Below are 18,007 nucleotides of genomic sequence, written 5' to 3'. Positions count from 1 at the left end.
TTAGGCTGACCTCCGCCTGGAGAGCTGCCCGAGCGGCCTAAGGGAACAGTCTTGAAAACTGTCGTGCGGTGACCCCGTACCGTGGGTTCGAATCCCACGCTCTCCGCTGGTGGGGAAAGACCTGATCAGAGCGGGTATCGGCTACATGCCGATACCCGCTCTTTTCGATTCCGTCCTGGGCTGTCCCACCCGTGTGCCGTGCCTGGTCAGTGTGCGTGGGCCAGTTGTGGGCCAAGTTCGGGCCTGCGTGGCACGGCCGTGGAACGTGATCTCCGGGACTACTCGAACGGTTCCTCGCCGTCGAGGAACCGTTCGATCTTGCTGTTCGCCTGCTCCTGACGACCGTTGATGATCTTCGCGTAGAACTTGAGCAGGACGGCTACGCTGTGCCCGGCTCGCCGGGCCACCTCGGTCTGGTCGACGCCGGCCGCCAGCCAGCCGGACACGGCGGTGTGTCGCGCCGAGTACGGCACGTTCGCGAGCGGCGTCTTCACCTCTTCGGGTGTCAGAGCGCCCTCACGAGCCTGCTTCCACACAGCGGCAGTCTCCTTGGTCAGCAGCCGTCCGCCCTCGGCCGCCCGGAAGACCCGACCGTCGGGCGCCACCCCGAACTCGGCGACGTGCTCCCGCAGCAGCTGGACCAGGACCGGCGGGATCGGTACCGGCCGGGTGGTCTTCCGGGCCCGCCGCTTCAGCCCCCGTTCCTCGTGCGACTGTCCGTCGTCGGTCCACCGTGAGCCGACCCGGGGCGAGCTGCCGCCGAGCAGTAGTTCGCCCCATCCGGTCTCCGGCAGGGTGCAGTCGGCGAGGCGCAGGTTCGTCGCCTCGGCCGGCCGAGTGGCGGCGTACAGGATGCACCCGTAGAACGCCTTCAGGTGGCGACCGCGCGCCGAAACCTGCCCGGCTGCGTCGAGCAGCGCCCGCCCCTGCTGCGGGCTGGGAACCCACCGAAAGTCGACTTCGTCGTCCGTCGTCGGCGGCGCCCAGTCGACGAACTGGAGGGGGTTGCTGGGGAGCCTGCGCCGCTCGACCGCGTACCGGAGGGCGTTGTTGAGTACCATCCGCTTGCGGGCGATGGTGTTGTCCGCCGCGCGCTTCCCGTCCAGACGCCGGGCGATGGCCTCCAGGGCGAGACGGACGGTCTCCGAGTCGTCCAGCGTCCCGAGGCCGACCGACTTGCTGGTCATCCAGGCCAGCGCGGCCGTGATCTCCTCCGGCGGCTCCGGCTGCTGCTCGGAGAAGTTGAACGCCCAGCAGGACAGCGCGCGTCGCAGCGTGCGCCGGTCCGGACGGCCGCGCCGGTCCGTCACCAGGGCCTCGGTGATGGTCGCGAGCGCATCGGCGCGGGTGGCCCGGCTCTTCGCCGAAGAGTGCTCCCACTTCGCCTTGGCGTACTCCTTGGCGTGGGCGAACCAGGTCACCTGGTTGAGCTTTCGCAGTTCGGACACCGGTAGACCGGTTTCCTGGTCGAACTCCTCGCCCTTCTTCATCGCCGTCTTGAGTTCGGCGAGTCGGCCGGTGGCGAGCGTCATGGTGGCGTAGCTCTTCGAGTGCGGCTTCACCCCGACCTTCCACCGAAGCTCGAACGGACGGCGGCGGCCGGGCCGCTGGCGGATCTTGTACAGCGTCACGTCATAGGTCAACAAGGGCACTCCAAAGGGAAGGGGCCCCGGCCGCGGCCGGGGCCCCTCGGGGGGTGGTGGGTGTCAGGCGGCGCTGCTCTGCTCCAGCGCGGCCCACCAGGCGTCGAGGTCGGTTCGGCGGACGCGGATCTGGCCGTTGGGGAGCTTCAGGAGCTTCGGGCCGTGGCCGCGCGCGACCATGCGGTAGAACGCACTGCGGGACATGTCGATCTCGGCGAGGACGGCGGGGAGCTTCAGGTGTTCCTGCTTGGGCACGGACGGCTCCGAATGGTCGGGTTGGGCGGGCTTCCGCCCCTCCTTCTCTGGGATCCGCTACTGCCGCTACTGCCGCTACCTCCCTGGTCAGGGGCATGTTTTTGGTAGCGGATTTGGTAGCGGTAGCGGATTGGTGCCGCCCCCGCCGGTGCTGACGGGAGCGGCGGTCGGCCTACGGCGCGGCGGCGGCCGGGGTGGCGGGTAGCGGATCGGTATTCGCTACCTCGGGCCTATCCGCTACCGGAAACAGGGCCCTGACCTGCGCGGTAGCGGCAGTAGCGGCAGTAGCGGATCCCTGGGGGGAGAGGGGACGGCAGTACCGCAGCCACGCGTCGGCGAGGTCCGAGGCGTAGTAGCCCTTCGCCGAACTCTTCGAGCCGGTCTTGATGTTGCGGGGCTTGATGGGGTCGTTGTCGGCGGTGACGTAGTCGCCGAGCATGCGGGCGAGGGCGCGGGCGGTGATGGGCTTGCCGTCCAGGTCGGCCCACGGGGCGTCGTCCAGCTCGGCGAGCCTGCCCAGCAGTTCGGCGCTGAGCATACGTTCGGCGCCGTCGAAGATCTCCCGCAGGTCCGACAGAAGACGGATGCCGACGGAGCCCTTGTCGTTGGCCTTGGCGGCGGTGACGAGCTGGACGCAGGCGGCGCGGGCGCGCTCGGGCCAGTGGCCGCCGGCCGCGTCGGCGACGGCGAGCAGGGGTTCCCACACGTCGGCGGGCCGGTCGGTGACGCCGTCGGGCATCTCGGGGAGGCTGTCCTGAAGGGTGCCTCGGACGGAGTCGGCCCAGGTGGCGAGCCGTTTGCGCAGGGCGTGCCCCTCGGGGGCGGTGGTCCGCTCGCGGAACGGCTCCACCTTCTCGTTGGGGGCCCGGCGGCGCATCCGGATGATGATCGAGCGGCTCATGATGGTGTCGGGCAGGTCCCCGAGGCCGCCCATGGCGAGGGCGGCGTAGACGGGGAACGCCTGGACCGTCTGGGTGCTGCCGTCGCCGACGCACCGGTGGACGACGCCGGAGCGGCGGTGGCCGGAGTTGATGAGGCCGCGCAGGTCCTCGTTGCCGCCGGCCTTCGGCCCGAAGGTGGCGTCCACCTCGTCGAACAACACGGTGGGCCGGGCGTCGGGGTCGGAGACGGAGCGGAACAGGGCGGCCGGGGAGACGTCGGTGGTGAACATCGACCGGGGGGTGAGGGTGTCGATGATCTCCAGCGCGCGGGTCTTGCCGGAGCCGGGCTCCGGGGAGAGGAAGGCGATGCGCGGGGTCGACTCGAAGGTGTCGAGCAGGTGGGTATGGGCGTCCCACAGGACCACGGCGGTGTAGGCGGCCTCGCTGGGGAAGACGTTGAAGCGCCGGTGGAACTTCTCGACGTCGTCGAGCACGGCGGCGCCGTCCTCGGTGGTGACGGGCGGGGTGGGATCGGTCATGCTGGCCTCTCCGGTTCGGTTGGGCTGGATGGGAGCGGGCCGCCGGTCTTTGGACGGATGCGGCGGCCCGCTTCGAGCAGGTCAGGCAGCGTGGGCACCGGCGGCGGCGAAGCCCCGGTCGACCGCGCGGGTCGCGTAGTCGTGCGGGACACCGACGCCGACGGCCGCGCCGATGATGTGCTGGGCGATGGTGTCGAGGCCGCAGGGGCCGGGGCACCGGGTGTGCTGGGCGGCGAGGAAGCGGGCGACGCCGAACGCCTGCGAGCCGGCGCCGCTTTCCGGGCAGTCCGCGATCTTGGCGAGGCCGCGTTGCAGGCCGGTGTGGATGTAGCGCTCGGTGTGGCGGCACCCGGCGGCCACGGTGCGGCTCCAGGGTGGCGTGGGTGAAGAGGCCAACCGCCCCCCGTTCGGCGCCGGGTTGGCCTCTTCCTTGTCGACCAGGGCGCGGACGGTGTCGGACAGCGGCGCCATGGTGCCGGTGCCGTAGCCGAGCCAACGGGCGTACTGCATGAGCGACTTGACGTCGACACCGAGGCGGACGGCGTTGGCCGAGGGCATGGCGCCCCGGTAGATCCAGTGCTCGCCTCGGGTGGTGGTCACGGTGAGCGTCGGGGGCAGGGTGGTGCGGGCCCAGGTGACGGCGGCGGCGCTGTCGAGGTCGACTACAGTCAGCCCGGCGCCGCCCGGGTGGTAGGCCGCGGCTTCGGCCTCCCGCCACGCCCGCTGCCACGGCGGACTGGTCAGGATGCCCGGATCGGTGGTGGCAGCAGCCCATGCGTGGCAGGGCGCCGGGCAGATGCACGGGCCCGGGTCCAGCATGTTCGGCCGGCCGCCGCAGGCGCCGTCCTTACAGGCCGGGCAGTTCCCAACTGGGCGTTTTCCGGCCCGCAGGGGCAGTGCCGGAAGGTCGAGCCGGGCCAGTTCCAGAGCGAGGCGAAGGATGGGGGTCACGCCGGTCTCCAGACGTCGGCGGTGGCTGCTGTGCGGCGTGCTGCTCGGCGCAAACCTTGTGAGCGGGCTTGCCCTGCCCGTCGCGCAGCGGGGTGGGACGACCGCACCAACGGCACGGGAGCGCGCGGGTGCGGTCGTAGTGGGAGGCGTCACGCCAGTCCAGGACGGTCGCCACGACGGTGGTCCTACGCGGCCCGCGAGGCGGGCGCGCCACCGAGTTGGGCGGCGGCCTGTCGGCCGATCAGCTCGGCGTAGGCCGGGGGGATGGCCTCGGCGATCTCGCGGCGGACGTCGGTCCAGTGGATGCCCATGGCCTGCTGCCACTCGGGCACGCTGCCCTTGCCGCCGCCGCTGCCGTAGACCTGGAAGTAGTGCCCGTCGTAGCGCTGGCCGTGGCGGTACCCGGCGACCCGGCCCCGGTGCGGGACGTGCGGCGGCTGGTCGAGCAGCAGCCCGCCGCCGGCCTCGAAGTTGCGGTGCCTGATCACCCGCAGGCCGAACATCTCCCCACACAGCGTGAGGTCGACCCGCATGCGGCGCGAGGCCCGGCCGGGGGGCTGCTCGATGATGTACGGGCGGCTGGTGGACTCCAGGGCCTCGCGGGTGGGTTCCAGCAGGTCCGCGTACCGGTCACGGCGGGCGGAGTTGGTGCCTGCGGTGAGCGTGCAGTCGAACTGACAGGGTGGCCCGGCGGAGATCAGGTCGAACCGCCGGCCGTGGGCCGCGATGGCCCCGACCGCGTCCCCTTGCAGGAACGGGAACGGGTAGCGGGGCTGGTCGAGGATGTCGACGCCGACGACGCCGAACCCGGCCAGCCAGAACCCCATGCCGGCGCCGCCGATGTTGCAGTAGGCGTCCAACACGGTCATGCCGTTCCACGGCCGCGCGGGCAGCCACTCGGCCGCCGGGCGAAGAGCGAGGGACAGTTCCGGGGCGTTCACCGGGCACCGCCGAGCAGGTCGGCGACCAGCGGGGACAGATGGGCGTTGGCGTACTCGGCGAGGGCGAGGACGACCGTCTTCGCTTCGTCGGTGAGCACGCGACCGGGCCAGGCGGTGGTGGGGGTGATGAGGATGCCGTCCGGGATCGGGAGGAGCACGGTGGCGGTGACCAGGACGGCGGGGCGGTCGGTGCGCTCCGGGGCGACCAGCACGGGCCACGGCTCGTTCGTCCGGGACCACGGGGCGCGCTCCCAGGCCAACGAGCGGCCGGTGGGACGGTTGGCGAGCGCGGAGTGCCGCAGGCCGACCTTCGCGCAGAACTGCGCGCCGCCGTCGTGGTCGACGTACACCTCGACCCGGTCGAGGTCGGGTCGGACGGCCACGTAGCCCGGGGCCATGACCGGGCTGGTGGCGGTGCGCCACGCGGCGGCGGCGAACTCGATCGGGCGGAGCGGCTGGTGGTCCTCGTGGAAGTGGCCGGCGTGGTGGGCGATGTAGGCGCCGTAGCGGGAGTGGCCGTCGCTGGCGCCCTCCCGGTCGGCGGTGTTGTCCACGATCGCGAGCGTGAAACGGTCGAACTCGGGCATGCTGATCCCATCTCTGTTAAGGGGATGCACGGCCCCGCACCAGCCGCCTGTCTTGGCGGATTGCCGGTTGGTGTGGGGCTTCGTGCTGTGTGGCAGCGGGTCTGCCGGTCCCCCGCACCGTCCGGGCCCGCCGCTGGCTGCGGCCGTGGTCCGGACGGCACGGCCGGTCGGGCACGGTACTGCGGGACCCGGGGGCTGCTAGCGCCGTCGGCTTGCCCTGCGGGCTGAGGCAGAGGTGTTCCTGCGGTCGGCGATCATGGCTCGGCTGGCGTTGCGGCGGGCCTCGTCGGGCAGCCGCTTGACGTCGTCCAGGGCCGTTCGGATCGGGTCGGCCTGGTCGGCGGGCAGCTCGGCGAGCACCGGTTCCAGCAGGTGCGCGAGGCGGGTGATGCGCGGGTCCCGCAGGGGTTCGGGCGGGATCGGGGTGCCGGTGGTCAGCAGCGTGGCCCAGTCGATGTGGGTGACAGGCAGGGGACAGGTGCGGTGCCATTCACCGGTGTCGGTGTCGTACTTGGCCGGCGTCAGTCCAACGGAGGGCGAGCCGGGGTAGGCGTTGGTGGGGAGGTAGTGGACGCCGTCGGGCATCAGCCAGACGGTTCCCGGCTTGATGGGGTTGGCCATGTGTTCCTCCGGGGTCAGCGGTTGCGGTTGGTGACGTTGACGTGCACGTTCACGGCGCCCTGTCCGCCTCGGCCCCCGGTGCCTCCGCTGTTCTTGAGGAGGTAGAGCACGCCGAGCGCGGCGACGAGCAGGCCCAGGCCGGTGGTGGCAGCGGCGAGGGTCTGGAGCAGGAAGCCGACGCCGAGGCCTGCGCCGCCGATGCCGATGCCGCCGGCGAGCAGGCGGGCGGGCCACGGGTCGCGCATCGGGGCGGGGGCGTGTTGGGCGGGCAGGTAGGCGAAGTTGGGGCCCGGGTGGTGGATCGGGGCTGGGAGCGGGGCGGTCGGGTGGTAGATGGCGAGCGGGGCGGGGGCGGGGTGGGTGGCGTAGTAGGGGGTGCCGTCCGGGGTGTAGAGCACCGGGGCGGCGTACGGCTGCGGGGTGGTGTGGTCCACGGTGCTTTCTCCTGTCGGCGGGCTGGCGTTGGGTCAGTGGATGGTGGAGACGTAGTGCGCGAGGGCGCCGAGGGCGTTGTTGACGGGGTCGGCGAGGCCGGTGCCAGCGACGGTGAAGCCGGACAGCCACACGAGGGCGGCGCTTCCGGCGCTGACGCGCTGGGAGCGGACGAGGACGACGGTGATGATCGCGAACAGCAGGGCGGAGGAGATGGAGACGACCATGGCGGGTCCTTCCGGGCGCCCCGGGAGCGGTTCCGGGGCGTGGTCGAGCGGTGAGGGAGGGGGTGTCAGGGGTGTGCGGGGCGGGGGTGTCAGAAGCGTCAGGAGTGGGTGTCTGACGCGTCAGACACCCCTCGCGCGCCCGCGTTACCTGGGGGAATCGGCCCGTTCGACGTCAGGGCCGTCTGACGCGTCTGACGCGTCAGGACCGTCACGGGCGGGTCAGGCGGCGGCCGGGTGGAGCGGGATGATCTCGTAGCGGCCGACCTCATCGGTCTCGCGCAGGCGGCCGGCTTCAACCATCTCGGAAACCTGTCCGGACACCCAACTGCGGCCACGGTGGAAGCGGTCGCAGTACTCCATGAAGTCGGCCGGGCCGACCACGCGACGGTTCTCGGTCTCGAACTCGGACAGCAGCTCGGCCATGATCTTCTTGGCCTCGGACTTGCCGACCTTGGTGCGCGGCGGGATCTCGGGCGGGGCGATCTCCACGACCCGCTCGACGGGCGGGAGTTCGGCGTCCGGGTCGATCCACCCGTCCTCGTCCTCGCTGTCGTCGTCGGTGGGGTCGAGGTCGTAGTCGTAGTCCACCGGGGCGTTCTCCTGGTCGTAGACCCCGTCCTCGTCGCCGTCGTCGGCGAGGGTGGGGAGGGGGTAGCGGGTGCGCTGGGTGAAGGCGGGGCCGACCGCGTTCGCGGCGGCCTTGCCGGTGACCGGGTCGCAGACGGACCGGATGCCGGCGAACTCGACGACGGCCCAGGTCATGGCGTCCACCGGGGTGAGGTAGGCGCGGCCGGGGGTGGCCCAGAAGGTCTCGGGGATGCCGTTGGCGACCAGGTAGCAGTAGCCGGGCTTCTTGTCCTTCCATGTCTGCGGCGCGGCGCCGGCGTCCACGGCCTCATCCGGGAGCGCGAACTGCGCGTCGCGCTCGTCGCGCAGGCCGAACACCCAGGACGAGCCGAGGGATGCACGGGTGTCGGTGCTCATCTGGGTGTGGGAGGCGCGCTGGAGCGAGACGACCAGGGAGACTCCTGCCGAGCGTGCTTCCTGGGCGACGCCGGTGAAGACGTCGTCGTCGGTCTCGCGGATGGTCTTGGCTGCCTCTTCGAACCAGGCGAGCAGGTAGGGCATACCCGGGGAGCCGTCGGCCTGCGTCTCGGCGCAGCGCGCTTCCCACTGCTTGTAGCCGTACTTGGCCAGCCAGGACGTGCGGGCCGGGATGACCGCCCTCAGGGCCGTGATCATGGCTTTGGTGGAGTCCATGTCGAGCGCGGCCCAGTCGATCGCGGGCAGCAGCGGGCCGAGGGTCTGTTCGGCTTTGGCCGGGTCGGACGCCCAGACGATGACGTCGCGGCGGGTGATGACCTCGGTCAGCGCGGTCAGGCCGCCCTCGGACTTGCCGGAGCCGGTCATTCCCATGATCAGCTTGTGCATCGCGTTGCGGTGGGCGGCTGCATCGCCGGGGAAGAAGGCCGCCATGTCGGCGCCGTCCTCGTAGATGCCCAGGTGGACCGGGTCGGCGATCGAGCCGCCCGGGTGGGAGGGGCCCGGGTAGGGGGCACCGGCCTTGAGGAGGTCATGGGGCACGACGGTGAGCGTCGTGCGGGACGCGTCGTCGGGGTCGGGGGTCGTGCGCAGGGCGTTCTTGGCGACGCGCAGCGCGCCAGCGAGCTTGGGCAGCGCCTTGGACACGTCCTCGGGGGTCAACTCCCCGCCGGGAAGCTGGAGTTCGAACTCCGCCTTGTTCGGCTGGACCTTCGCGCCGGTGACCATGGTCTTGGCGAGCCCGACCTTCTCCAGCAGCCCCTTGTCCGCGCTCGCACCGGCGCCGTCGGGGTTGACCCGCAGGAGCTGGCGGATGCTCCACGTCGCGGCGAGGGCGGGTGCCCCTATCAGGTAGAGGCCGGGCAGCGGGCCCGCGGCCGGTCCGGCGAGCGCGGCGGCGGTGAACCACGACGTCCCGGCCGCAACTGTGATGGCGGAGTGGAGGCGGCGCTGCTGGCTGGTGGGCCCGCCCGCCCACCAGGTGGCGGCGGTCAGGCCGAGCGAGGCGAGGGTGAGCCCCACCGCAGCGGCGGCGGACTCGCCCCACATGGCGTTGGCGGGCAGGGACAGGATGCCGGTGCCCGCGGCGACGATCCACGGCGGCAGGTAGGGCTTCACGCGGTGGAGCAGGTACTCGCCGACGCCGCCGGCGTGCTGGTTGGGGTCGAAGTGCAGGTAGCCGGTCTGGCCGGTGTCGAGCTGGACCTGAGGAGAGTGGTGCCGGGCCACGGGCGGCCTCCCTGGGCTGCATGGGGCGTGGGGTGGGGAGGGGCCCGGCCGGGGGCGCACGCGCGGCACAGCTCACCCGACCGGGCGGGGCGGGGGCTGTGCGCGCCCTGCCCCCGGCCGGGAGGAAGGGCGGTTAGCCGCCGAAGTCGAAGCGGCGGCGGGGCTGGCGCGGGCGGGCGACGCGGGAGATCTCGGGGTCGTACTCGCGCTGGAACGCGGCGTAGGTGCGGGCGACCTCGGCGGCGACCGACTTGGCGTCCTCGGCGGCCTTCTTCAGGTGCTTGGCCACGCGGCGGGCGCGGGTCTGGGAGCCGAACACCCGGCCGTCGGGGTCCGGGACCTCCTTGAGCACGGCCTGGAGGATCTCGTGGGCCATGGCGAGGTCGAACGAGAGCTGGGCGAACGTGGCACGGCCTCGCTCGCAGAACTCGCGCACGTCGGCGTTGGTGAAGAACTCCGGGTCGCCCAGCGGCGAGTACCCGCGCCCGCCGCCGCTGTGGCCGCTGCTGGACGGGGTGCCGATCCTGTCCTCGGCCGGGCCGGGACCGCCGGGACCCCGGCTGTCGGTGTTGCGGTTGTAGGAGAAGTGGTAGCTGGGGCCGCTGCGGGAGGTGCTGCCACGCGGGGGCGGGGGCGGGGTCTTTCCGCCTCCACCGGCGCTGCCGGAGCGGCGCGGGGGCGGGAACGGGCTGCTGAAGGGCGTGGAGTTCATCTGTGATACCTCCTAAGGAAGGTCGGTCGGGGCGGTGAGCGGGGTGGTGGCGAGCGTGCGGCGGTGGCGCCACCAGAGCGTCTGCGCGGTGGCGGTGCCGGCCAGCCACGCGGCGGCGAGCAGGCCGCCGGTGGGGCCGAACCAGACGGCAGCCGCCGACCAGGCGAGGCCGGCCGACCAGGCGGCGACGGCGCGGGTGTGGGCGCGGGCCTTGCGGCGCACGGCCGATCGCGGGTGGCGGCGCACGATCAGCGTCCACCCGGCGGGCAGCAGCACCGCCGGGACGGCGAGGGCGAGCGCGGCGGCCGGGGCGGCGGACAGCACACCGGCCGTACCGAAGATGCCGATCCCGACCCAGACGGGCGCCCAGGCGACGCGCCGGCGCCACAGCGCACGGCCGGTCGCGAGCGCCAACCGGCCAGCGAGGGAGGGCTGTTGGGGGACGACGACCACGACCGGGGCGGTGCCCCGGCCGAGGTCGAGCACGTGCGCGGCGGGCGCCCTGCGCCGGCCGAGCTGGCGCTGTGCGGGTATCTGGACCTTCGTGGTGCGGATACGGGCCACGGCGGGGCCTCCGACCCTCAGCCTCGGGCCGGGGCGACAGCTTCGCCCTCGGCGGTGCGGTCGACCACGGGCTTGCCCAGGTCGCGGTGCTCCAGGACGACGCGGGTGCCGGTCTTGCCCAAGCGATCGGCCAGCACGCTCGCGACGGTGGCGGCGCGGTGACGGCCGCCCGCGCAGCCGACCGCGATCGTCAGCGGCGCCTCGGACGGCCCGGTGTCGAACGAGTCGGCCACCAGCGCGGCGCTGGCGATCAGCTCCCGGATGCCCGGGGTGGCGAGCACCGCCCGGCGCACCGGCAGGTCGTGCGCGGTCTGGTGGCGCAAGGCGGGGTCGACGTGCGGGTCACGGAAGTGGCGGCGCAGATCGAGGGTCAGGTGCGCCTCGGGCGGGGCGCCGTGCAGGTAGCCGAAGCTGACCACCTGGATTTCGGTCACGGACATGACAGGGGTCTCCTTGCTGAGGATCAGCGGAGCGGGTCAGGGATGAGTTCAGGCCGCGATGGTGGTGCTGTCGGCGCAGGTCAGGCAGGTGCCGAGGTGGGCGGGGAGGACGTATCCGGCGTCCCGCTCGCAGATGGGGCAGGTGCGGCGGGCCCGGTTGGCCTTGGCGAGAGCGGCGGCCTTCGCCGGGGTCATCGGGCGGACCGGTTTGGCGAGCGCGAGCCGGTAGAGGTGGGCGGGGCGGGTGCCGCCGTAGCGGGAGCGCCACATGATCTGGGCGGCGACGTCCTGTCCGCCGGGGCGCAGGCCCTTGGCGCGGAGCTGGCGGCGGGTGAAGTAGCCGGCCGGGGCCATGCGCCAGGGGTAGGTGGGGGTGCCGCCGTGACGGGTGCCGTCGGGGTCCCAGTGACGGGGACGACTCATGCAGCCACCGCCTCGGCGCCGCCGTCCTGCTCGCTGAGCCGCTTGTAGACGGCGCTGACGTAGGCCGGGGAGCGGGTGGAGCGTCGGGCGGCCTCGCGCTGCGAGACCCGGTCGCGCCAGCACTGCTCGATCACGCGGGCGGCCTCGGCGCCATCCAGACGGTCAGGCTCCTGCGTGGCGGTGTTCACCGCGTCGGCGTCGGTGTTCACCTCGTGCTCGGCAGTGAACGGCTCGGGCTCCGGGGTGTTCACCGGGTCCGGGCCGGCCGGGTACACCGGGCCGTCGACCACATCGTCGGCCGGGTCGGCGAGGGGTTCGGCAGTGTCGGCCGGGGCGGGGTGAACGGGGGTGAGCGCCGGGTGAACGGGCTCGGTGTTCACCGGCGCCGCCTCCCCCGACGGAAGGGCCCCCCGCGTCTCCGATCCGGACCCGGGCGGCAGGGGTACGGCCGACAGCGGGGCAGGGGTGAACGGTGTCGTCGGGATGGTGAACATCGGGGTGTTCACCACCTGCCGGGCGGCCTGCGGGATCGTCGCCGGCCGGGTGCGGAGGGGCGGTTGGGGTTGCTGCGCGAGGCGGGCCAGGGCCCGGCGGTAGGCGGGTCCGGCCTCGGCGACGAGCAGCAGCAGAAGCGGCGGGATCAGGTGGATCACCACGCCGACCAGGTCACCTTTCAAGGCGGCGGCCCCGATGTTGAGCCAGACCGTGGCCAGCCCGGTGACCCACCGGAAGAGGGCCGGCCAGCGTCCGGGCTTCACGCCGAAGCGGGACAGGGTGCTGTCCGCCTGGAGGCTCAGGATGAAGCACCCGTCGCCGGCGACCGCCATCACGGGGCCGGTGCCGTAGCCGGGTGAATGGGCGTCGATGAACGGGGCGGCGGTGGACATGCTCACCGCGACCACCGCCCCGGTCAGCACCCATGTGCCGGTGCTGATCACGAGCGACGTGCGGCGGATCTGGGCCGGGGTGGGCACCTCGGTGAGCACCGGGTGAACACCCCCGGCGGAGCGGTGAACGCTCACGCGGCACCCCCGGCGTTCACCCCGGCCCGGGAACGGGCCGCCCGCCGGAGCAGGGTGTTGCGCTCTCGCTCGTTCAGGCCGCCGAAGATGCCGAACGGCTCCTTACGCTCCAGCGCGTCGCTGAGGCACATCAACCTCACCGGGCACCCGGCGCAGATCATCTTGGCGCGGCGCTCGGCCCACTCGGCCGTCTCGGGCCCCATCTCCTCGGGGTCCGGGTAGAACAGGTTCGTGTCGCTGTCGGCGCAGGCGGCGCCGCGCAGGTCGCTCTCGGGGTTCGGGCGGTACTCGGCGAGCACGGTCGGCACCGGGCGGGCGGTCAGGTGCGGGGTGCGGGTCGCGCCGCTGATGATCGTGCGGAGCTGGGCCATCACGCCGCCGCCTTCCAGGTCAGCACCCGGCGGCGCTCGGCGGTGCGCATCAGTGCGGACGCGAACCGGGCGGCCGGCCCGTCCAGGTCCTTCAGGACGGCCCGGGCGACGTCGAGCCGGACGACTCGGTCCTCGTCGGTCGCGTCGGTGCTGCCGTCGAACAGCTCGGTGTCGACGCCGAAGCCGAAGTCGGCGCCGGTGCCGAACGCGAGTTCCGCGAACTCTTCGGGGGTCGCGGCCTCCTGGCCTGCAACAATCAGTTTCATGGGTACCTCGTCCAATCGGGGGGTGAGCCCGCAGGGCCGCCGCGCACCCGGCCAAGGACAGCGCGGCGGCCCGACTCATGCGGGCCCAGCAACTCGTCACATCACGAGCAGCCATGACCCCCGACCCGACCGGCGAGCGGGCGGATCGGGGACCAAAGACACTCGGAACGTTGGGGCTTCACCGGACCGTCGTTGCCACGCCGGCCGGTCCCGAGCCCGTAATCGGGCGCGCCATGGTCACTGCTCTGGCGCCAGCAGGGCGACGCGCACCAGGTGGCACCCCGCGAACGAGGTGTTTTCCAGAGCTGGCGCGACAGGAAGTGGTCGCCGAGGGGCGGACATCTCCCGGTCCGCAGCGGGGACAAGGGAAGACCCTTGTTGCGATAGTCACTCTGTGGAGTTTTTAAGGACCAAGCGCTGCCTTCGGGGGGCTGTCACCCCGCCCCTCCGGGCGCGTTCCGTGCAGGTCAGAGCAGCCCAAAGAAGGGCCCCTCTGTCATCATCCGGATTGTCCGGACAATGCTGCTGGTGAAGAGATTGGCACGCTCCGCTACCTGCGGTCAAGCACATCGTCCGCATTGACTGGACAATGCGCCTTGAGCTGGGGTTTCATGGTTCGCATGTCAGCGATGCGATCTGGGCGAGCGCCCATGTACGAGCAGATCCGCGATGCGCTGAGGCAGCGGATCGCGGATGGAACGCTTCCGGCCGGAGCGCAGCTGCCGACCGAAGCTGACCTCATGGCCGAGTACGGCGTAGGCCGAGGCACTGTGCGGGAGGCGCTCGGCAAGTTGGTCAACGAAGGCTTGGTGGTGCCGATGCGCCCCCGGGGCTACTTCGTAAAGGAGCGCAAGCCCATGGTCTTTCGACCGCAGGCCGAGTTCCGCAAGCGCCCGTACTCGGCGGAGATGGACGCCTTCGTCACGGAGCACTCGGCGGACGGGCGGAAGCCGCGCCAGCTCATCGAGGTGGCCATCGTTGAACCGGCGCCGGACATCGCGAAGCGCCTGGGTCTGGGAGCTGGAGAGCTTGCTGCGGTGCGGCGGCGCATCCGCTGGCTCGACGGTGAACCGTTCAACGTGAACGACAGTTACTTTCCGTACAACATCGTCCGGGACTCCGAGATCATGAGGCCCGAGGACATCACTCGCGGCGCCAACGAAGTGCTGGCTGAGCTGGGCTATCGGCAGGTCCGGGCGCTCGATGAGCTGTACGTGCGGATGCCGACCCCCGATGAGGCGAAGCGCCTTGAGCTGGGCCCGGGGAATCCCGTCGCCTACCACGTCTGCACCGGGTACACGGCCGAAAGCCGGCCGGTGCGTGTCGCGGTGAGCGTACTGCCGGGGGACAGGCACGTCATCTCGTACGAGCGCCAGTGGGAGCAGCCGCAGGACGGCGCCGAATGACCCTGCTGGAGATGCGCGCGGCGACGCCGGACGAACTTCCCCTGGTCGAAGACCTGTTGATCGGCGCGGGGGAGTGGCTCGCGTCGCTCGGAAGTGACCAATGGCAGTTCCCGCCGCGCCGGGCCCGGCTGCTCGAATCGATGGAGCGCGGGGAGTGCTTCCTCGCCTGCCAGGACGGCCAGCCAGTTGGCACACTGACCGTGGACGAGCAGGCCGACCCGGAGTTCTGGCGCGCCGACGACGACCCGGCGGCGGCGCTGTACGTCCACAGGATGGCCATCGACCGGGGGGTCGCTGGCCAGGCTATCGGCTCCCGGATGCTGGACTGGGCCGCCGCTCGGGCCGCGGCTGCGGGGAAGTCCAGGCTCAGGCTTGATGCGTGGAAAACCAATCCGGGGCTCCACCGGTACTACCTAGGCCAGGGCTTCACTTTGGTGCGGACCGTGGACCTGCCTCACAGGCAGTCAGGAGCCCTCTTCGAGCGAGAGGTCAGTTCGGCGGCCTGTGGGCCAGCCGTGGGCCAGGAGTGCTGAACGGCCCCGGGAGATAGGGTTGCGTTCCTGGCCAGGGATGGTGCGGGCGGTGCGACGAGGTTGTTCTTGAAAACTGTCGTGCGGTGACCCCGTACCGTGGGTTCGAATCCCACGCTCTCCGCTGGTTGGAGAACCACCTGCTCAGGGCGGGTGCCGAGATCACTCGGCACCCGCCTTCCGCGTTTTCGGCGGGCGGGGGTTGACCCTGACACGGTGGCAGGGGGTGGAGTGGGGGCACCATGTTGAACATCGGAGACTTCGCCAGCCACGGCCGGGTGTCGGTGCGGATGCTGCGCCACTACGACGCGATCGGGCTGCTGCGGCCCGCCAGGGTGGACCCGGTCAGCGGGTACCGGTCCTACGAGGCGTCCCAACTCGCCCGGCTCAACCGGGTGATCGCGCTCAAGGAGCTCGGCTTCACGCTGCAGCAGGTGCGGGCCGTCCTGGACGAGCAGGTGGACGCGGCCGAACTGCGCGGGATGCTGCGGCTGCGCCGGGCCCAACTCGCCGAGGCGATCGCCGCGGACGAGCAGCGGCTGACCCGGGTGGAGGCGAGGCTCCGGACGATCGAGAGCGAGGGGACCATGTCCGCACACGACGTCGTACTGAAGCGGGTGCCGTCCGTCCGGGTGGCCGAACTGACCGCGGTGGCCGCGAGTTACCAGCCGGAGGACATCGGGCCGGTGATCGGCCCGCTGTTCGCGGAGCTGTGCCGGCGGCTGGCCGAGGCCGGGATTGCCGAGGCGGGCCCGTCCGTCGCCCGGTACGAGGACGTGCCGGAGGGCGAGGGCACGGTGCTGATCCGGGTGGCCGTCCCGGTCGGGCCGGCGGTGGAGCCGGGCCGGTACGGCTTCGCGGTGCTCGACCTGCCGCCGATCGAGGAGGCGGCGACGGTCGTGCACCGCGGCTCGATGGACGAGGCGATGGGGAGCTTCCAGGAGCTGGCCCGCTTCATCGACGCGAACGGCTACCGCTCGGCCGGCTACGCCCGGGAGCTCTACCTGGAGTGCCCGGACGACCCGGCGCGGTGGGTCACGGAGTTCCAGGAGCCGGTGGTCCGCCGGTAGGCCCGGTCCGGCCGGGGCCCACGCCCGCAGATCCGCCGGGGGCCCACTTGCCCGGCCTCCGGCGGGCGGGCAGAGTGCGGTGGAGGCGGCTGGCGGCGAGTGGAGGCGGCGATGGGTGACCTGACGGACCGACTGGCGCAGGGCCTTCCGGCCGGGGCGGTGGTGGTGGATCCGGACGTGACCGCCGCCTACCGCCACGACATGGCCGGCTTCTGCGCCGCCGGTGCGCCCGCCGTGGTGGTGTTCCCGGAGACGGTCGAGCAGGTGCAGCACGTGCTGCGCATCGCCACCGCGCTGCGGGTGCCGGTGGTGCCGCAGGGGGCGCGGACCGGGCTGTCGGGTGCGGCGAACGCCGTGGACGGCTGCATCGTGCTGTCGATGGTGAAGTTGAACCGGATCCTGGAGCTCGACCCGGTGAACCGGATCGCGGTGGTCGAGCCCGGCGTGGTGAACGCCGAACTTTCGCGAGCAGCCGGTGAGTTGGGCCTTTCGTACCCGCCGGACCCGTCCAGCTGGGAGTCCTGCACGATCGGCGGCAACATCGGCACCGGCGCGGGCGGGCTCTGCTGCGTGAAGTACGGCGTCACCAGCGAGTACGTGCTCGGCCTGGACGTGGTGCTGGCGGACGGGCGGCTGCTGTCCACCGGGCGTCGGACGGCCAAGGGCGTGGCCGGGTACGACCTGACCCGGCTGCTGGTCGGCTCGGAGGGCACGCTGGGCGTGGTGGTCCGGGCGGTGCTCGCGCTGCGGCCCGCGCCGGCGCCGCAGCTGGCGCTGGCGGCGGAGTTCCCGAGCGCGGACGCGGCGGGCGCGGCCGTCTGCGAGGTGATGGCGTGCGGCCTGACCCCGTCGCTGATGGAGCTGATGGACGCGGTCAGCGTGCGGGCGGTCAACGACCTGGGGCGGATGGGGCTGCCGGAGACGACCCGGGCGCTGCTGCTGGTGGCCTTCGACGGGCCGGACCGGGAGGCCGGGCTGGCGCGGGTGGCGGAGCTCTGCCGGGCGGCCGGGGCGACCGAGGTGGTGCCGGCCGAGGACGAGGCGGAGTCGCAGCTGCTGCTGGAGGCCCGGCGACTGGCACTGCCCGCGCTGGACCGGTTGGGCACCACGATGATCGACGACGTGGCGGTGCCGCGCTCCCGGCTGGCCGAGATGCTGAACGGCGTGGCGCTGATCGCCGAGCGGCACGCGCTGACCATCGGGGTGGTCAGCCACGCCGGGGACGGCAACACCCACCCGATCGTGATCTTCGACGGCTCGGACGAGGAGCAGGCGGCGCGGGCGCAGCGCTCCTTCGACGAGATCATGGCGCTGGGGCTGGAGCTGGGCGGCACGATCACCGGGGAGCACGGGGTGGGGCTGCTCAAGCGGGACTGGCTGGCGCGCGAGCTGGGGCCGGTCGCGCTGGACCTCCAGCGACAGCTGAAGGCGGTCTTCGATCCGCTGGGAATCATGAACCCGGGCAAGATGGTGTGATGTTATTTCTCCCATATTCCAGTATGACTTTCCGATGGTCTGGGAATGGCTGGGAAAGTCGACATGGGAGGGTGGTCGAACTTTTCGGGGGCGCGTTTCCTGATTTCCCTGCGCCGGGGTGGTGCGCCTGGTGGTTCGTTTGACGGCGGAGCGCCCTGCCTGAAGGGCCTTCCAGGAGGCCATCGCCCGGGCAAAGTGCCAGCTCAGTAGGGGCGTGTCGGCGCACTGTCCGATTTTCGGTCCGTTATGCGCAGCCCGGGTGGATATCACGCTAACGGGCGAAAACTGCTTCGCCGACTAGTGCTTTGTCGATTTGTTGCGGAAGTCTGTCTCTCGGCGTCGCAGCCCGCAGGTGTTCGTCTGGCCGGCGAACTCCCGC

21 protein-coding genes and 1 tRNA gene are annotated in these 18,007 nt (G+C 72.1%); 5 read left to right on the top strand and 17 right to left on the bottom strand.

Going from position 1 to position 18,007, the window contains the following annotated elements; all coding sequences use genetic code 11:
• Positions 1–18 precede the first annotated feature (18 nt).
• Positions 19–106, top strand: a tRNA-Ser gene (locus tag ACIP37_RS01915).
• 172 nt (positions 107–278) lie between these two features.
• On the opposite strand, the gene ACIP37_RS01910 is transcribed toward ACIP37_RS01915, so the two are convergent.
• The 17 genes from ACIP37_RS01910 to ACIP37_RS01830 form a co-directional block, all read right to left on the bottom strand.
• Positions 279–1,652 (bottom strand): tyrosine-type recombinase/integrase, encoded by a 1,374-nt coding sequence (locus ACIP37_RS01910; protein ID WP_400843147.1) that lies wholly within the window; start codon positions 1,650–1,652, stop codon positions 279–281.
• Between the two features lie 54 nt (positions 1,653–1,706).
• Complete coding sequence (locus tag ACIP37_RS01905) at positions 1,707–1,898, bottom strand: helix-turn-helix transcriptional regulator (protein ID WP_400843144.1); 192 nt, start codon at positions 1,896–1,898, stop codon at positions 1,707–1,709.
• A 172-nt stretch (positions 1,899–2,070) separates the two neighbouring features.
• Positions 2,071–3,318, bottom strand: a complete 1,248-nt coding sequence (locus tag ACIP37_RS01900; protein ID WP_400843142.1) for a DUF3631 domain-containing protein — start codon at positions 3,316–3,318, stop codon at positions 2,071–2,073.
• 81 nt (positions 3,319–3,399) lie between these two features.
• Entirely contained in the window at positions 3,400–4,269 is an 870-nt protein-coding gene (locus ACIP37_RS01895; RefSeq protein WP_400843139.1) for a DNA primase, read from the bottom strand.
• Positions 4,270–4,454: 185 nt separating this feature from the next.
• Positions 4,455–5,138 (bottom strand): DNA methylase, encoded by a 684-nt coding sequence (locus ACIP37_RS01890; protein WP_400843136.1) that lies wholly within the window; start codon positions 5,136–5,138, stop codon positions 4,455–4,457.
• A gap of 68 nt (positions 5,139–5,206) precedes the next feature.
• Positions 5,207–5,797 (bottom strand): hypothetical protein, encoded by a 591-nt coding sequence (locus ACIP37_RS01885; protein ID WP_400843133.1) that lies wholly within the window; start codon positions 5,795–5,797, stop codon positions 5,207–5,209.
• Positions 5,798–5,995: 198 nt separating this feature from the next.
• The gene (locus tag ACIP37_RS01880; protein WP_363579702.1) at positions 5,996–6,418 is read right to left on the bottom strand and encodes a hypothetical protein; all 423 of its coding nucleotides are present in this window, start codon (positions 6,416–6,418) and stop codon (positions 5,996–5,998) included.
• A gap of 14 nt (positions 6,419–6,432) precedes the next feature.
• A complete protein-coding gene (locus tag ACIP37_RS01875) occupies positions 6,433–6,852 on the bottom strand; it encodes a hypothetical protein (protein WP_400843130.1) in 420 nt (139 codons plus the stop codon).
• 33 nt (positions 6,853–6,885) lie between these two features.
• Complete coding sequence (locus ACIP37_RS01870; RefSeq protein ID WP_400805472.1) at positions 6,886–7,077, bottom strand: hypothetical protein; 192 nt, start codon at positions 7,075–7,077, stop codon at positions 6,886–6,888.
• 219 nt (positions 7,078–7,296) lie between these two features.
• Complete coding sequence (gene traB / locus ACIP37_RS01865) at positions 7,297–9,348, bottom strand: plasmid transfer protein TraB (protein WP_400843127.1); 2,052 nt, start codon at positions 9,346–9,348, stop codon at positions 7,297–7,299.
• Positions 9,349–9,481: 133 nt separating this feature from the next.
• The gene (gene traA, locus ACIP37_RS01860) at positions 9,482–10,060 is read right to left on the bottom strand and encodes a plasmid transfer protein TraA (protein WP_400843124.1); all 579 of its coding nucleotides are present in this window, start codon (positions 10,058–10,060) and stop codon (positions 9,482–9,484) included.
• Between the two features lie 12 nt (positions 10,061–10,072).
• Entirely contained in the window at positions 10,073–10,624 is a 552-nt protein-coding gene (locus tag ACIP37_RS01855; RefSeq protein WP_400843121.1) for a hypothetical protein, read from the bottom strand.
• Between the two features lie 17 nt (positions 10,625–10,641).
• Positions 10,642–11,064, bottom strand: a complete 423-nt coding sequence (locus tag ACIP37_RS01850) for an ATPase (RefSeq protein ID WP_400843118.1) — start codon at positions 11,062–11,064, stop codon at positions 10,642–10,644.
• Between the two features lie 48 nt (positions 11,065–11,112).
• A complete protein-coding gene (locus tag ACIP37_RS01845) occupies positions 11,113–11,487 on the bottom strand; it encodes an RRQRL motif-containing zinc-binding protein (protein WP_400843115.1) in 375 nt (124 codons plus the stop codon).
• Positions 11,484–12,509: a hypothetical protein gene (locus ACIP37_RS01840; protein WP_400843112.1), complete on the bottom strand. Its 1,026-nt coding sequence runs from the start codon at positions 12,507–12,509 to the stop codon at positions 11,484–11,486. Before ACIP37_RS01840 ends, ACIP37_RS01845 begins: the two co-directional genes overlap by 4 nt.
• On the bottom strand, positions 12,506–12,880 hold the full coding sequence (locus ACIP37_RS01835; protein WP_400843109.1) for a WhiB family transcriptional regulator: 375 nt from the start codon (positions 12,878–12,880) through the stop codon (positions 12,506–12,508). The genes ACIP37_RS01840 and ACIP37_RS01835 overlap by 4 nt, the downstream gene beginning before the upstream one ends.
• Complete coding sequence (locus tag ACIP37_RS01830) at positions 12,880–13,146, bottom strand: hypothetical protein (protein WP_400843106.1); 267 nt, start codon at positions 13,144–13,146, stop codon at positions 12,880–12,882. Before ACIP37_RS01830 ends, ACIP37_RS01835 begins: the two co-directional genes overlap by 1 nt.
• A gap of 650 nt (positions 13,147–13,796) precedes the next feature.
• Between ACIP37_RS01830 and ACIP37_RS01825 the strand changes: the two genes are divergently transcribed.
• The 4 genes from ACIP37_RS01825 (at position 13,797) to ACIP37_RS01810 (ending at position 17,628) form a co-directional block, all read left to right on the top strand.
• Entirely contained in the window at positions 13,797–14,552 is a 756-nt protein-coding gene (locus tag ACIP37_RS01825) for a GntR family transcriptional regulator (protein ID WP_400843103.1), read from the top strand.
• On the top strand, positions 14,549–15,085 hold the full coding sequence (locus tag ACIP37_RS01820) for a GNAT family N-acetyltransferase (RefSeq protein WP_400843100.1): 537 nt from the start codon (positions 14,549–14,551) through the stop codon (positions 15,083–15,085). Before ACIP37_RS01825 ends, ACIP37_RS01820 begins: the two co-directional genes overlap by 4 nt.
• A gap of 239 nt (positions 15,086–15,324) precedes the next feature.
• Positions 15,325–16,152: a MerR family transcriptional regulator gene (locus ACIP37_RS01815; protein WP_363627853.1), complete on the top strand. Its 828-nt coding sequence runs from the start codon at positions 15,325–15,327 to the stop codon at positions 16,150–16,152.
• 111 nt (positions 16,153–16,263) lie between these two features.
• Positions 16,264–17,628: an FAD-linked oxidase C-terminal domain-containing protein gene (locus ACIP37_RS01810; RefSeq protein WP_363579778.1), complete on the top strand. Its 1,365-nt coding sequence runs from the start codon at positions 16,264–16,266 to the stop codon at positions 17,626–17,628.
• Positions 17,629–18,007: the final 379 nt, after the last annotated feature.

It is taken from the genome of Kitasatospora sp. NPDC088861 (genome assembly GCF_044750105.1).
GTDB lineage: Bacteria > Actinomycetota > Actinomycetes > Streptomycetales > Streptomycetaceae > Kitasatospora.
Note: the sequence above shows the minus strand (reverse complement) of the source record. Positions and strands in the feature narration are given on the sequence as shown.

Excerpts from the sequence above, each read along its gene's own strand:
- ACIP37_RS01835 (WP_400843109.1), bottom strand. The coding sequence starts at position 12,880 with ATGGCCCAGCTCCGCACGATCATCAGCGGCGCGACCCGCACCCCGCAC.
- ACIP37_RS01900 (WP_400843142.1), bottom strand. The coding sequence starts at position 3,318 with ATGACCGATCCCACCCCGCCCGTCACCACCGAGGACGGCGCCGCCGTG.
- ACIP37_RS01880 (WP_363579702.1), bottom strand. The coding sequence starts at position 6,418 with ATGGCCAACCCCATCAAGCCGGGAACCGTCTGGCTGATGCCCGACGGC.
- ACIP37_RS01845 (WP_400843115.1), bottom strand. The coding sequence starts at position 11,487 with ATGAGTCGTCCCCGTCACTGGGACCCCGACGGCACCCGTCACGGCGGC.
- ACIP37_RS01830 (WP_400843106.1), bottom strand. The coding sequence starts at position 13,146 with ATGAAACTGATTGTTGCAGGCCAGGAGGCCGCGACCCCCGAAGAGTTC.
- ACIP37_RS01870 (WP_400805472.1), bottom strand. The coding sequence starts at position 7,077 with ATGGTCGTCTCCATCTCCTCCGCCCTGCTGTTCGCGATCATCACCGTC.
- ACIP37_RS01885 (WP_400843133.1), bottom strand. The coding sequence starts at position 5,797 with ATGCCCGAGTTCGACCGTTTCACGCTCGCGATCGTGGACAACACCGCC.
- ACIP37_RS01850 (WP_400843118.1), bottom strand. The coding sequence starts at position 11,064 with ATGTCCGTGACCGAAATCCAGGTGGTCAGCTTCGGCTACCTGCACGGC.
- ACIP37_RS01890 (WP_400843136.1), bottom strand. The coding sequence starts at position 5,138 with ATGACCGTGTTGGACGCCTACTGCAACATCGGCGGCGCCGGCATGGGG.
- ACIP37_RS01825 (WP_400843103.1), top strand. The coding sequence starts at position 13,797 with ATGTACGAGCAGATCCGCGATGCGCTGAGGCAGCGGATCGCGGATGGA.
- ACIP37_RS01820 (WP_400843100.1), top strand. The coding sequence starts at position 14,549 with ATGACCCTGCTGGAGATGCGCGCGGCGACGCCGGACGAACTTCCCCTG.
- ACIP37_RS01815 (WP_363627853.1), top strand. The coding sequence starts at position 15,325 with ATGTTGAACATCGGAGACTTCGCCAGCCACGGCCGGGTGTCGGTGCGG.
- ACIP37_RS01810 (WP_363579778.1), top strand. The coding sequence starts at position 16,264 with ATGGGTGACCTGACGGACCGACTGGCGCAGGGCCTTCCGGCCGGGGCG.
- traA (WP_400843124.1), bottom strand. The coding sequence starts at position 10,060 with ATGAACTCCACGCCCTTCAGCAGCCCGTTCCCGCCCCCGCGCCGCTCC.